The 12,774-nt window shown below is 69.1% G+C and carries 11 protein-coding genes; 9 read left to right on the top strand and 2 right to left on the bottom strand.

Going from position 1 to position 12,774, the window contains the following annotated elements; genetic code table 11:
• The first annotated feature begins 346 nt into the window (after nt 1-346).
• Nucleotides 347-1,324 (top strand): carbohydrate kinase family protein, encoded by a 978-nt coding sequence (locus tag STTU_RS25325; protein ID WP_007828113.1) that lies wholly within the window; start codon nt 347-349, stop codon nt 1,322-1,324.
• Nucleotides 1,325-1,369: 45 nt separating this feature from the next.
• On the opposite strand, the gene STTU_RS25330 is transcribed toward STTU_RS25325, so the two are convergent.
• Nucleotides 1,370-2,752 (bottom strand): cysteine desulfurase/sulfurtransferase TusA family protein, encoded by a 1,383-nt coding sequence (locus STTU_RS25330; protein ID WP_007828114.1) that lies wholly within the window; start codon nt 2,750-2,752, stop codon nt 1,370-1,372.
• Nucleotides 2,753-3,331: 579 nt separating this feature from the next.
• Between STTU_RS25330 and coxB the strand changes: the two genes are divergently transcribed.
• From coxB to STTU_RS25350, 4 genes are all read left to right on the top strand, one after another.
• Nucleotides 3,332-4,297 (top strand): cytochrome c oxidase subunit II, encoded by a 966-nt coding sequence (coxB, locus tag STTU_RS25335; protein ID WP_029397150.1) that lies wholly within the window; start codon nt 3,332-3,334, stop codon nt 4,295-4,297.
• Entirely contained in the window at nt 4,294-6,030 is a 1,737-nt protein-coding gene (gene ctaD / locus STTU_RS25340; protein WP_043256310.1) for a cytochrome c oxidase subunit I, read from the top strand. Before coxB ends, ctaD begins: the two co-directional genes overlap by 4 nt.
• Nucleotides 6,027-6,425 carry a cytochrome c oxidase subunit 4 gene (locus STTU_RS25345; RefSeq protein WP_009064497.1) on the top strand — a complete coding sequence of 133 codons (399 nt, stop codon included), beginning with the start codon at nt 6,027-6,029 and terminating at the stop codon, nt 6,423-6,425. The genes ctaD and STTU_RS25345 overlap by 4 nt, the downstream gene beginning before the upstream one ends.
• 131 nt (nt 6,426-6,556) lie before the next feature.
• On the top strand, nt 6,557-7,810 hold the full coding sequence (locus STTU_RS25350) for a L,D-transpeptidase (RefSeq protein ID WP_043256312.1): 1,254 nt from the start codon (nt 6,557-6,559) through the stop codon (nt 7,808-7,810).
• 101 nt (nt 7,811-7,911) lie between these two features.
• On the opposite strand, the gene STTU_RS25355 is transcribed toward STTU_RS25350, so the two are convergent.
• Nucleotides 7,912-8,313, bottom strand: a complete 402-nt coding sequence (locus STTU_RS25355; protein WP_007828121.1) for a chemotaxis protein CheY — start codon at nt 8,311-8,313, stop codon at nt 7,912-7,914.
• Nucleotides 8,314-8,488: 175 nt separating this feature from the next.
• Between STTU_RS25355 and STTU_RS25360 the strand changes: the two genes are divergently transcribed.
• The 4 genes from STTU_RS25360 (at nt 8,489) to STTU_RS25375 (ending at nt 12,676) form a co-directional block, all read left to right on the top strand.
• Nucleotides 8,489-9,109, top strand: a complete 621-nt coding sequence (locus STTU_RS25360; RefSeq protein WP_007828123.1) for a cytochrome c oxidase subunit 3 — start codon at nt 8,489-8,491, stop codon at nt 9,107-9,109.
• Nucleotides 9,110-9,171: 62 nt separating this feature from the next.
• A complete protein-coding gene (locus tag STTU_RS25365) occupies nt 9,172-9,981 on the top strand; it encodes a c-type cytochrome (protein WP_007828124.1) in 810 nt (269 codons plus the stop codon).
• Nucleotides 9,978-11,030: a ubiquinol-cytochrome c reductase iron-sulfur subunit gene (locus STTU_RS25370; protein ID WP_043256313.1), complete on the top strand. Its 1,053-nt coding sequence runs from the start codon at nt 9,978-9,980 to the stop codon at nt 11,028-11,030. The genes STTU_RS25365 and STTU_RS25370 overlap by 4 nt, the downstream gene beginning before the upstream one ends.
• Nucleotides 11,027-12,676, top strand: coding sequence for a cytochrome b (locus STTU_RS25375; protein WP_009064489.1), 1,650 nt, complete (start codon nt 11,027-11,029; stop codon nt 12,674-12,676). The genes STTU_RS25370 and STTU_RS25375 overlap by 4 nt, the downstream gene beginning before the upstream one ends.
• The last annotated feature ends 98 nt before the right edge of the window (nt 12,677-12,774 follow it).

Consider the following 12,774-nt stretch of genomic DNA (forward strand, 5'->3'; position numbering starts at 1 on the left):
TCCCGATCCGCGGCGCCGCCCACAAATCCAGCCCCTCCGGCGCTTGAGGAGCGGGGCCGGGGGGTGGAGCCTCGTGAGGTCAGCTCGGCGCAGGGGCGTCCCGATCGGCGGCGCCGCCCACAAATCCAGCCCCTCCGGCGCTTGGGGAGCGGGGCCGGGGGCGGAGCCCCGTGAGGTCAGCTCCGCGCAAGGGCATCCCGATCCACGGCGCCGCCCACAAATCCAGCCCCTCCGGCGCTTGAGGAGCGGGGTCCCGGGGCAGAGCCCCGTGAGGCCCACCCGGCGCAGGGCCACTCTCCGCCGGATACCGTGAACCCCGTCCATCCCGCCCCCACCAGGAGTACCCGTGCGGATCGCAGTCACCGGCTCCATCGCCACCGACCACCTCATGACCTTCCCCGGCCGTTTCGCCGACCAACTCGTCGCCGACCAGCTGCACACGGTCTCCCTCTCCTTCCTCGTCGACAACCTCGACGTCCGGCGCGGCGGGGTCGGTGCCAACATCGCCTTCGGCATGGGCCAGCTCGGCACCGCGCCGATCCTCGTGGGCGCGGCGGGCCCCGACTTCGACGACTACCGCGCCTGGCTCGACCGCCACGGCGTCGACACCGCCTCGGTGCGCATCTCCGAGGTCCTGCACACCGCCCGCTTCGTCTGCACGACGGACGCCGACCACAACCAGATCGGCTCCTTCTACACGGGCGCGATGAGCGAGGCCCGCCTCATCGAGCTCCAGGCCGTCGCCGAGCGCGTCGGCGGTCTCGATCTCGTCACGATCGGCGCGGACGACCCCGAGGCGATGCTCCGCCACACCGAGGAGTGCCGCGGCCGGGGCATCCCCTTCGCCGCCGACTTCTCGCAGCAGATCGCGCGCATGGAGGGCGAGGAGATCCGCACGCTCCTCGACGGCGCCACGTACCTCTTCTCCAACGAGTACGAGAAGGGCCTCATCGAGTCGAAGACCGGCTGGACGGACGCCGAGATCCTCGGCCGCGTCGGCCACCGCGTCACGACGCTCGGCGCCAACGGCGTACGGATCGAGCGGGTCGGCGACGAGCCGATCGAGGTCGGCGTCCCCGAGGAGCTGCGCAAGGCGGACCCGACGGGCGTCGGCGACGCGTTCCGGGCCGGTTTCCTGTCCGGTCTCGCGTGGGGCGTGAGCCTGGAGCGCGCGGCGCAGATCGGCTGCATGCTCGCGACGCTCGTCATCGAGACGGTCGGGACCCAGGAGTACCAGCTGGAGCGGACGCACTTCATGGACCGCTTCACGAAGCGGTACGGCTTGGAGGCCGGGGACGAGGTGCGGGCGCATCTCGCGGGCTGATCGTGGCAGCGGGGGTGCGCGGGGCTCCGCCCCGCACACCGCTCCTCACGCGCCGGGACCGGTTTTCCGCACCCGGTACGCCGTTCCCTCTCTCCCCACGTACTCCTGACCCCGCATCTCGCACCAGGCCGGGATGTCCAGGGCCGCCGCCTCGTCGTCCGACAGGACGGTGACCGTGGCGCCCACCGCGACGCGCGGGAAGACCTTGGCGAGTTCGATGACCGGGATCGGGCAGCGCTTGCCGAGGGTGTCGACGACGAGAGGCGCGGGGGAGGGGACGGCGGGCGGCTCCTCGTCCATCGGGGCGCCGAGCTGCTCCCGTACCCCCGCGACCACCCCCGGCAGCACCTCCAGGAAGCGGTCCACGTCCTCCGCGCGCACGTCCAGGGGGAGCGAGACGCGTACGTTGCCCTCGCTCAGGACACCCATCGCGCGCAGGACGTGGCTCGGCGTCAGCGCCGAGCTGGTGCAGGACGAACCGGACGAGACGGAGAAACCGGCCCGGTCCAGGGCGCTGAGCACGCTCTCGCCGTCCACGTAGAGGCACGAGAAGGTGAGCAGGTGCGGCAGGCGCCGCTCCGGCTCGCCCACCACCTCCGTACGCGGCACGAGCAGCGGCACCCGCTCCCGCAGCCGCTCCGTCAGCGCGCGCAACTCCCCGGCCCGCGCGACCGCGTCGGCGCGCGCCGCGCGCAGCGAGGCCGCCGCCGCGACGATCGCGGGCAGGTTCTCGAAGCCGGGAGACCGACCGTTCTCCCTCTCGTCGGCGGGTCCGGGGGGCGCGAAGCGCGTGCCCTTGCGCACCACCAGCAGCCCGATGCCCGCCGGGCCGCCCCACTTGTGCGCGCTCGCCGCGAGCAGCGACCAGTCGCCCTCCACGGGTCCCCACAGCAGCGACTGCGCCGCGTCCACGAGCAGCGGCACCCCCGCCGCGCGGCACGCCTCGGCCACCTCGGCGACCGGCTGCACCGTCCCCACCTCGTGGTTCGCCGACTGGAGCGCGGCGAGCGCGGTGTCCCCGCGCAGCGCCGCCGCGAACGCCCCCCGCTCGACGGCGCCCGTACGGGACACGCCGACCTCCGTCACCTCACCACCCGTACGCGTGTGCGCCTCGGCGGCGTGCAGTACGGAGGAGTGCTCGACCGCCGAGACCACGACATGTCCGCCCACGCGCCGCCGGCCGGCGAGCGCCCCGGCGATCCCGGCGTGGACCGCGCGGGTGCCCGAGGGCGTGAAGACGAGTTCGTCCGGGCGGCAGCCCACCGCCTCGGCCGCCGTCTCGCGGGCCGCGTCCAGGAGCAGCCGCGCCCGCCGTCCCTCGCGGTAGAGCCGGGCCGGATCGGCCCAGCCCTCGTCGAGGGCCGCGAGCAGCGCCTGCCGGGCGACCGGATGGAGCGGGGCGGCCGAGGCCACGTCGAAGTACGGCACGCGCCCAAACTAACCCCGCCCCACCAGCGCCCGGGCGCCAGCCCCCGCCCGCCTCCCGCACGCGCCGCCCCCGCCCGTACCGGCCGCTCCGCACCGCCCGCGCGCAGGGGCTCCGCGCCAAGGGGTTCCCGCGGAAAGGGCTCCCGAGGAAAGGGCCCCCGCGCGCGAGAGCTGTCCCGCCCCCGCACGAGCAAGCTCCTTTCCCCGGTCCCTTGCCCCCGGCGCCCTTCCCCGCCCCGTACGACAAGCACACCGCTTCCGTCCCCCGCGCCTCCCGCCCCCGCCGCGACACGCCCGGTCCCGCGCTCCTTCTTTCCGGGGCCCCGCCCCGTACCCCTGTGCGACACGCCGGAGCCGCCCGGGAGAAGGGGCGTCAGATGGCCTGTGCGAGGGGCGATTCCACCCCTTCGGGGAGTGCTGCGGCGCGTTGGGGACCCTCCCCGCGCGACCCCAAATTGAGTCCAGTAGGGTTTGGTCCGCATAAACATCCAAACCCTGCCCGCCGCGGGGGCACGGCGACCGACCAGCGTGGAGGCCGCGTACGCCTCGGTGCGGGCGAGACTCTCGGGAAGGCGCTACGTGAGTCCCAACGGCTCCGACCGCTCGTCGCGGCGCCCGATGCGGCGGAAGCTGCCGCAGGTGCTGACTGCGGGCCTGATCCTGGTAACCGCTACCGGTTGCTCATACAAGGACTTCCCCCGCCTTGGTATGCCCACCCCCACCACGGAGGAGGCGCCGCGCATCCTTTCGCTGTGGCAGGGCTCCTGGGCGGCGGCCCTCGCCGTGGGTGTCCTCGTCTGGGGGCTGATCCTGTGGAGCGCGTTCTTCCACAGGCGCAGCCGCCACAAGGTCGAGGTGCCCCGGCAGACCCGGTACAACATGCCTCTTGAGACGTTGTACACGGTTGTCCCTCTGCTGATCGTCTCCGTCCTCTTCTACTTCGTCGCCCGCGACGAGTCGAAGCTGCTGGACGTCTCGGACAAGCCGGCCCACACGGTGAACGTGGTCGGCTACCAGTGGAGCTGGGGCTTCAACTACGTCGAGAACGTCGACGGGGACGACTCCACCGGCGATGCCGCGAAGTCCGCGGACCTCAAGGCGATCCCGGACCGTTTCGCGGCGGACTTCCCCAAGGGCGCCGAAGGCGTCCACATCGCCGGCACCCCGGCGGACAAGAACCCCCAGACCGGGAACCCGGGTCCGACCCTGTGGCTCCCCAAGGGCGAGAAGGTCCGCTTCGTCCTGACCTCGCGTGACGTCATCCACTCCTTCTGGGTGGTTCCCTTCCTCATGAAGCAGGACGTCATCCCGGGTCACACCAACGCCTTCGAGGTGACCCCCAACAAGGAGGGCACCTTCCTGGGCAAGTGCGCCGAACTCTGCGGCGTCGACCACTCCCGGATGCTCTTCAACGTCAAGGTCGTCTCCCCCGAGCGCTACGAGGCCCACCTCAAGCAGCTCGCGAAGGACGGCCAGACCGGTTACATCCCGGCCGGTATCGAGCAGTCGGGCCACGAGAAGAACCGGGAGACGAAGAACCTGTGAGTATCGACAACGACCCTCAGCGGGTCGCGACCGCGGAAGGGACGCTCGTCTCCGAGCCCCCGGTCCGCCGCCGTGAACCCGGAAACGTCGTGGTGAAGTGGCTGACCACCACCGACCACAAGACGATCGGCTCGCTCTACCTGATCACCTCGTTCGTCTTCTTCTGCATCGGCGGTGTGCTCGCGCTCATCATGCGCGCCGAGCTCGCCAGGCCCGGTAACCAGCTGATCTCGAACGAGCAGTTCAACCAGGCGTTCACGATGCACGGCACGATCATGCTGCTGATGTTCGCGACGCCGCTGTTCTCCGGTTTCGCCAACTGGATCATGCCGCTCCAGATCGGTGCCCCCGATGTGGCCTTCCCGCGGCTGAACATGTTCGCGTACTGGCTGTACCTCTTCGGCTCCGTCATCGCGGTGGGCGGCTTCGTCACCCCGCAGGGCGCGGCCGACTTCGGCTGGTTCGCCTACTCGCCGCTCTCGGACGCCGTCCGCTCCCCGGGCGTCGGCGCCGACATGTGGATCCTCGGCCTGGCCTTCTCCGGCTTCGGCACGATCCTCGGCTCGGTCAACTTCATCACCACGATCATCTGCATGCGCGCACCCGGCATGACGATGTTCCGCATGCCGATCTTCACGTGGAACGTGCTGCTCACCGGTGTCCTGGTGCTGCTCGCCTTCCCGGTGCTCGCCGCCGCGCTCTTCGCGCTCGAAGCGGACCGAAAATTCGGGGCGCATGTATTCGACGCGACAAACGGCGGGGCATTGCTCTGGCAACATCTCTTCTGGTTCTTCGGCCATCCAGAGGTGTACATCATCGCCTTGCCGTTCTTCGGCATCATTTCCGAGGTCATCCCGGTCTTCTCGCGCAAGCCGATCTTCGGCTACGTGGGCCTCATCGGCGCGACCATCGCCATCGCCGGTCTCTCGGTGACGGTGTGGGCGCACCACATGTACGTGACCGGCGGAGTGCTCCTCCCGTTCTTCTCCTTCATGACGTTCCTGATCGCCGTGCCCACAGGCGTGAAGTTCTTCAACTGGATCGGGACGATGTGGAAGGGCTCCTTGTCCTTCGAGACACCGATGCTCTGGTCGATCGGCTTCCTCATCACCTTCACCTTCGGCGGTCTCACCGGCGTGATCCTCGCGGCCCCGCCGCTGGACTTCCACGTCTCGGACTCGTACTTCGTCGTCGCGCACTTCCACTACGTCGTCTTCGGCACCGTCGTCTTCGCGATGTTCGCCGGATTCCACTTCTGGTGGCCGAAGTTCACCGGCAAGATGCTCGACGAGCGGCTCGGGAAGATCACCTTCTGGACCCTCTTCGTCGGCTTCCACGGCACCTTCCTCGTCCAGCACTGGCTGGGCGCCGAGGGCATGCCGCGCCGGTACGCCGACTACCTGGCGGCCGACGGCTTCACCGCGCTGAACACGGTCTCGACCATCAGCTCCTTCCTGCTCGGCCTGTCGATCCTGCCGTTCTTCTACAACGTCTGGAAGACCGCCAAGTACGGCAAGAAGATCGAGGTGGACGACCCGTGGGGCTTCGGCCGCTCCCTGGAGTGGGCCACTTCCTGCCCGCCCCCGCGGCACAACTTCACCTCGCTGCCCCGTATCCGCAGTGAATCCCCGGCCTTCGACCTCCACCACCCGGAGATCGCGGCTCTCGACCAGCTGGAGAACGGCGACCAGCGCGACACCGCGCTCGTCGGCGGCAAGGAGGTCGGACGGTGAAGGTCCAGGGCAAGATGTTCATCTGGCTGAGCGTCTTCGTCCTCGCCATGGCGGTCGTCTATGGCGTGTGGTCGAAGGAGCCGGCCGGTACCACGGCGCTCTTCCTCGCCTTCGGGCTCTGCATCATGATCGGTTACTACCTGGCGTTCACCGCCCGGCGGATCGATGCGGGCGCGCAGGACAACAAGGAGGCCGACGTCGCGGACGACGCCGGCGAGGTGGGCTTCTTCAGCCCGCACAGCTGGCAGCCGCTCGCCCTCGGCGTCGGCGGCGCGCTGGCCTTCCTCTCGGTGGCCGTCGGCTGGTGGCTGCTCTACTTCTCGGCCCCGATCCTCCTGATCGGCCTTCTCGGCTGGGTCTTCGAGTACTACCGCGGAGAGAACCAGAACCAGTAGCACATGCCGCGTCAGGAGGGGCCCGGACACACCGCACGGTGGGTCCGGGCCCCTCTTTTCGCGCTCCGCCGGGCCACCCGAACAGCTCAGCCGACCGCGCTGAACGGGCGTCGGCTTCGTACGTTGAGGCCATGAGCCACACACCGCGAACCCGTACGGTACTGAGCTGCACTGTGCTGGTGGCCGCTCTTGGAGCCGGCCTCTCGGCCTGCGGCGGCGACGCCCGTGGAAACTCGTTGACCGCCCGGCCGTACGACGCTGCGGGGCACGTCACCTTCAACACGGCGGGCGCCGAACGCGTCGACCCGGACAAGCCGCTGGAGGTGACCAGCAAGGACAGCCGGATCACCGACGTCACCGCCAGCGACGGCCTCGGCCGCCAGGTCGCGGGCGCCCTCTCCGCGGACGGGACCCGCTGGCACTCGACAGGACCCCTCGCCGCCGCCGCCGACTACACGGTGCGCGTCGCCACCGAGAACAAGGACGGCGCGCCCGGGCTGAAGACCCTCCGCTTCCACACCGCCGACGCGGGCAGGAACCGCCTCAAGGTGACCTTCGGCCCCAAGGCCGGCACCTACGGGGTCGGCCAGCCGATCACCGCCCAGCTGAGCGCCCCGGTCAAGGACAAGGCGGCCCGCGCCGTCGTCGAGCGCTCCCTCAAGGTGCGGTCCTCGCAGAACGTCGAGGGCGCCTGGTACTGGGTCGACTCCAAGGAGCTCCACTACCGGCCGCGCACCTACTGGCCCGCGCACTCCACGGTGAACGTGAGCGCCAACCTCAACGGCGTGAAGGTCACCGACACCCTGCGCGGCGCGGACGCGAAGCCGCTCTCCCTGACCTTCGGCGACCGCGTCGAGGCGCTCGTCGACTCCGGCAGCCACCACATGACGGTGCGCAGGAACGGCAAGGAGATAAAGACCCTGCCGGTGACCACCGGCAAGCCGGGCTTCTCGACCCGCAACGGGATCAAGGTGATCCTGGGCAAAGAGTCGTTCGTCCGGATGCGCAGCGGCAGCGTCGGCATCGCCGCGGGCAGCTCGGAGTCCTACGACCTGCCCGTCTACTGGGCCACGCGGGTGACCTGGAGCGGTGAGTACGTGCACGCCGCGCCGTGGTCGGTCGGCTCGCAGGGCTCGGCGAACACGAGCCACGGGTGCGTCGGGATGAGCACCGGGAACGCCCACTGGTTCTTCGACACCGTGCGGGAGGGGGACGTCGTGCGGGTCGTCAACAGCGAGGGCGAGGAGATGGCCCCGTTCGGGAACGGGTTCGGGGACTGGAACCTGAGCTGGGCCAAGTGGGGGGAAGGCAGTGCGGTGACCGGGAGCGGGCGCAACACGGCTCCCGGCGGGGTGGAGCAGGCGCGGCTCAGGCCGCAGCTGTAAATCACCCGGGGGAGTGAAATCCCGAAAGGCCCTCCCCGCGCCGCTGTGGCGCGGGGAGGGCCTTTCGCGGGCCTGGTGGGGCTCCCCCCCCACGCCGCTCCTCACACGCCGGAGAGGCTGGACTTTCCCAGCAGTCCCGCCAGGGCCCCCGCGAACTCCACCGGGTCCACCGGGAGGGTCACGGCGGCCTCCGCGCGGCTCCAGGTGGCCAGCCAGGCGTCCTGGGGGCGGCCCATCAGGACGAGGACGGGCGGGCAGCGGAAGATCTCGTCCTTGATCTGGCGGCACACGCCCATACCGCCCGCGGGGGCCGTCTCGCCGTCCAGGACGCAGACGTCGATGCCGCCGCGCTCCAGTTCCTTGAGCACGGCCGGGAGCGTCGCGCACTCCACGAACTGCACCTCGGGCGCGTCCGGGGCGGGCCTGCGACCGGTGGCGAGCCGTACCTGGGTGCGGGTTTCGGCGTTGTCGCTGTAGATCAGCACGGTGGCGATCGGCTGCATTTCTCCTCCTGGCCTCGGGTGTGACCGGGTCCCCGGTGGGCCGGATGCTACTCCGTCCGACTGCCCGTCAACACCGCTGCGAACAGCTCAACGATGGGCCGTTCGGGCCCGACACACGGGGCGGACACACCGAACGGCACCCCCGGGAGTGAGGGCGGGATAAGCGACCGACATAATGTCGGTCGTGGCGACAGCAACGACAGTAGAAACCGGGCCCGCGCACCCGTCGGTCAACAGGCCGAACCTCACCAGCGTCGGAACCATCATCTGGCTGAGTTCCGAGCTGATGTTCTTCGCGGCCCTCTTCGCGATGTACTTCACCCTGCGATCGGTGACCGGACCGGAACACTGGAAGGAAATGGCGGATGCCCTGAACGTTCCGTTCTCGGGTACCAACACCGCCATCCTGGTGGCCTCCTCACTCACCTGCCAGCTCGGCGTCTTCGCCGCCGAGCGAGGCGATGTGAAGAAGCTCCGCACGTGGTTCTCGATCACCTTCGTGATGGGCGCGATCTTCATCGGAGGTCAGATCTTCGAATACACGGACCTGGTCAAGGAAGAGGGCCTTTCGCTCTCCTCCGACCCCTACGGTTCCGTCTTCTACCTCACGACCGGATTCCACGGACTGCACGTGACGGGCGGCCTCATCGCCTTCCTGCTGGTCCTGGGCCGGACGTACGCGGCCAAGAGGTTCACACATCACCAGGCCACTGCGGCCATCGTCGTGTCCTACTACTGGCACTTCGTCGATGTTGTCTGGATCGGCCTCTTCGCCACGATCTACCTGATCAAGTAACCCGGGCGAGAAGCCCACATCCAGTAGCACCGACGCAGAAGATCCTGACACCGGGGTAATCCGTGAAAAAGCTCTCCGTACGACGACGCCATCCGCTGGCGGCGGTCGTCGTCCTACTCCTCGCGCTGGCGGCCACCGGGGGGCTGTACGCCGCGTTCGCGCCTGCGGACAAGGCACAGGCTGAGGAAACAGCCCAGTCCCTGAAGATCGACGAGGGCAAGAAGCTCTACGACGTCGGCTGCGCCAGTTGCCACGGAACCGGTGGACAGGGCAGCAGCGACGGCCCGAGCCTCGTCGGCGTGGGCGCCGCGGCCGTCGACTTCCAGGTCGGTACCGGCCGTATGCCGCTCCAGCAGCAGGGCGCCCAGGCGCCCCGCAAGAAGGTCATCTACTCCGAGAAGGAGATCGACCAGCTCGCGACCTACGTGGCCTCGCTCGGCGCGGGCCCCGAGGTGCCGACCAAGAACCAGTACGACCCCGCCGGGTCGGACAGCGCCAAGGGCGGCGAGCTCTTCCGCACCAACTGCGCGCAGTGCCACAACTTCACCGGTGAGGGCGGTGCGCTGACGCACGGCAAGTTCGCTCCCTCACTTGAGGGCGTCGACCCGAAGCACCTCTACGAGGCCATGCAGACCGGCCCGCAGAACATGCCCTCCTTCCCCGACACCACGATGCCGGAGAAGCAGAAGAAGCAGATCATCGCCTACCTGCGCGACGTCAACGGGGACAAGGCCACCAACCCCGGTGGTCTGGACCTCGGGGGTCTCGGTCCGGTGAGCGAGGGTCTCTTCGCCTGGGTCTTCGGGCTCGGTGCGCTGATCGCCGTCGCCACGTGGGTCGCCGTCCGGACCGCAAAGGCCAAGAAGTCATGAGCAGCCAAGACAATCCCGAAGAGAACCTGCCCGCCGGGCAGGGCGCCGAGCAGCACTCGGCCGAGCTGGCGAAGAACCCCTTCGCCGACCCGGGGCTGCCGCCCCACGAGCACCGCATCCAGGACCTGGACGAGCGGGCCGCCAAGCGCAGCGAGCGCGTGGTCGCCTTCCTCTTCACCCTGTCGATGCTCGCGACGGCCGGCTTCATCGCCTCGTACGTGATCTTCAAGCCCGGCAAGATCGTCTACATCTGGCCCTTCGGGCACGTCAGCGCGCTGAACTTCTCGCTCGGCCTGACCCTGGGTCTCGCGCTGTTCTCGATCGGCGCGGGCGCCGTCCACTGGGCGCGCACCCTGATGTCGGACGTCGAGCTGGTCGACGAGCGGCACGACATCGAGGCCGACGCCGACACCAAGGCGAAGGTCATCGCGGACTTCAAGCAGGGCGCCAAGGACTCGGTCCTCGGCCGCCGCAAGCTGATCCGCAACTCGATGTTCGGCGCGCTGGCCCTCGTGCCGCTCTCCGGCGTCGTGCTGCTGCGCGACCTCGGTCCGCTGCCCGAGAAGAAGCTCCGCTCCACGAAGTGGAAAAAGGGCTCGGTCATCGTCAACATGAACACCAACGAGCCGCTGCGTCCCGAGGACGTCATCACCGGTTCGCTGACGTTCGCCAAGCCCGAGGGCCTGGAGGAGACGGACCACGACTTCCAGAACCAGATCGCCAAGGCCGCCCTGATGATCATCCGGATCGCCCCGGAGAACATCAAGGACAAGCGCGAGCTGGACTGGTCGCACCAGGGCATCGTCGCGTACTCCAAGATCTGCACCCACGTCGGTTGCCCGATCAGCCTGTACGAGCAGCAGACGCACCACGTCCTCTGCCCGTGCCACCAGTCCACCTTCGACCTCTCCGACGGCGCCCGAGTGATCTTCGGCCCGGCCGGTCACCCGCTGCCGCAGCTGCGGATCGGTGTGAACGACGAGGGTTACCTCGAAGCGCTCGGCGACTTCGACCAGCCCGTCGGCCCTGCCTTCTGGGAGCGCGGATGAGCACCGAGACCACGCACGCACCGGGCGCCGACGCCCCGGACCGCAGTCAGGCGCCCGCCGGGGAACGGCTCGCCGACTGGGCGGACGGACGGCTCGGCATCTACAGCCTGGCCAAGTCCAACATGCGGAAGATCTTTCCGGACCACCCGAGCTTCATGCTCGGCGAGATCTGCATGTACAGCTTCCTCATCATCATCCTCACGGGTGTGTACCTGACGCTGTTCTTCCACCCGAGCATGAACGAGGTGGAGTACCACGGCGTCTACGGCCCCATGCAGGGCCAGCTCATGTCGGAGGCGTTCTCCTCCACGCTGAAGATCAGCTTCGAGGTCCGCGGCGGTCTGCTCATCCGGCAGATCCACCACTGGGCCGCGCTCATCTTCCTCGCCGGCATGTTCGTGCACATGATGCGCGTCTTCTTCACGGGCGCCTTCCGCAAGCCGCGTGAGATCAACTGGCTGTTCGGCTTCCTGCTCTTCGCCCTGGGCATGTTCACCGGGTTCACCGGCTACTCGCTCCCGGACGACCTGCTCTCCGGCACCGGTGTCCGCTTCACGCAGGGCGCGATCCTGTCCGTGCCGATCGTCGGCACGTACATCTCGATGTTCCTCTTCGGCGGGGAGTTCCCCGGCGGCGACTTCGTCGCCCGGTTCTACTCGATCCACATCCTGCTGCTGCCCGGCATCATGCTGGGGCTCATGGTGGGCCACCTGATCCTGGTCTTCTACCACAAGCACACGCAGTACGCGGGTCCCGGACGCACCGAGAAGAACGTCGTCGGCATGCCGCTGCTCCCGGTGTACATGGCGAAGGCCGGAGGCTTCTTCTTCCTCGTCTTCGGCGTCATCGCGGCCATCGCGGGCATCGCGACGATCAACCCGATCTGGGCGATCGGCCCGTACCGGCCCGACCAGGTGTCCACCGGCGCCCAGCCCGACTGGTACATGGGCTTCGCCGAAGGTCTCATCCGTGTCATGCCCGGCTGGGAGATCAACCTGTGGGGCCACACGCTGGTCCTCGGTGTGTTCATCCCGCTGGTCGTCTTCGGTCTCGTCCTCGGCGCGATGGCGGTCTACCCGTTCATCGAGTCCTGGGTCACCGGCGACAAGCGCGAGCACCACATCCTCGACCGCCCGCGCAACGCCCCGGTCCGCACGGGCCTCGGCGTCGCCTGGGTGACGATGTACATGATCACGCTCGTCGGCGGCGGCAACGACCTGTGGGCCACCCACTTCCACCTGTCGCTCAACGCGATCAGCTGGTTCGTGCGGATCGGCTTCTTCGTCGGCCCGGTCATCGCCTTCATCGTCACCAAGCGGATCTGCCTCGGCCTCCAGCGCCGCGACAAGGAGAAGGTGCTGCACGGGCGCGAGTCCGGCGTCATCAAGCGCCTGCCGCACGGTGAGTTCATCGAGGTGCACGAGCCGCTCAGCGCCGAGCAGCGCTACACGCTCACCGCGCACGAGCAGGTCGCGCCCTTCGAGATCGGCGCGACCACCGACGAGAACGGTGTCCGGCGCAAGGTCTCCGGCGCGGAGAAGCTCCGCTCCAAGCTCTCCAAGGGCTACTACGGCGACGGGACGCAGATCCCGAAGCCGACGGAGGAGGAGTACAAGGAGATCACGAGCGGCCACGGCCACCACTGATCCCCGCACTGTCACGCGACACGCCACCTGAGGGCCCCGCCCCGTCCCACTTTCCCGGTGGGCGGACGGGGCCCTTCGCGCTGCCCGCGCGCCGATAA

The organism is Streptomyces sp. Tu6071 (assembly GCF_000213055.1).
Classification (GTDB): domain Bacteria; phylum Actinomycetota; class Actinomycetes; order Streptomycetales; family Streptomycetaceae; genus Streptomyces; species Streptomyces evansiae.

Excerpts from the sequence above, each read along its gene's own strand:
- STTU_RS25350 (WP_043256312.1), top strand. The coding sequence starts at position 6,557 with ATGAGCCACACACCGCGAACCCGTACGGTACTGAGCTGCACTGTGCTG.
- STTU_RS25355 (WP_007828121.1), bottom strand. The coding sequence starts at position 8,313 with ATGCAGCCGATCGCCACCGTGCTGATCTACAGCGACAACGCCGAAACC.
- STTU_RS25370 (WP_043256313.1), top strand. The coding sequence starts at position 9,978 with ATGAGCAGCCAAGACAATCCCGAAGAGAACCTGCCCGCCGGGCAGGGC.
- STTU_RS25375 (WP_009064489.1), top strand. The coding sequence starts at position 11,027 with ATGAGCACCGAGACCACGCACGCACCGGGCGCCGACGCCCCGGACCGC.
- STTU_RS25360 (WP_007828123.1), top strand. The coding sequence starts at position 8,489 with ATGTCGGTCGTGGCGACAGCAACGACAGTAGAAACCGGGCCCGCGCAC.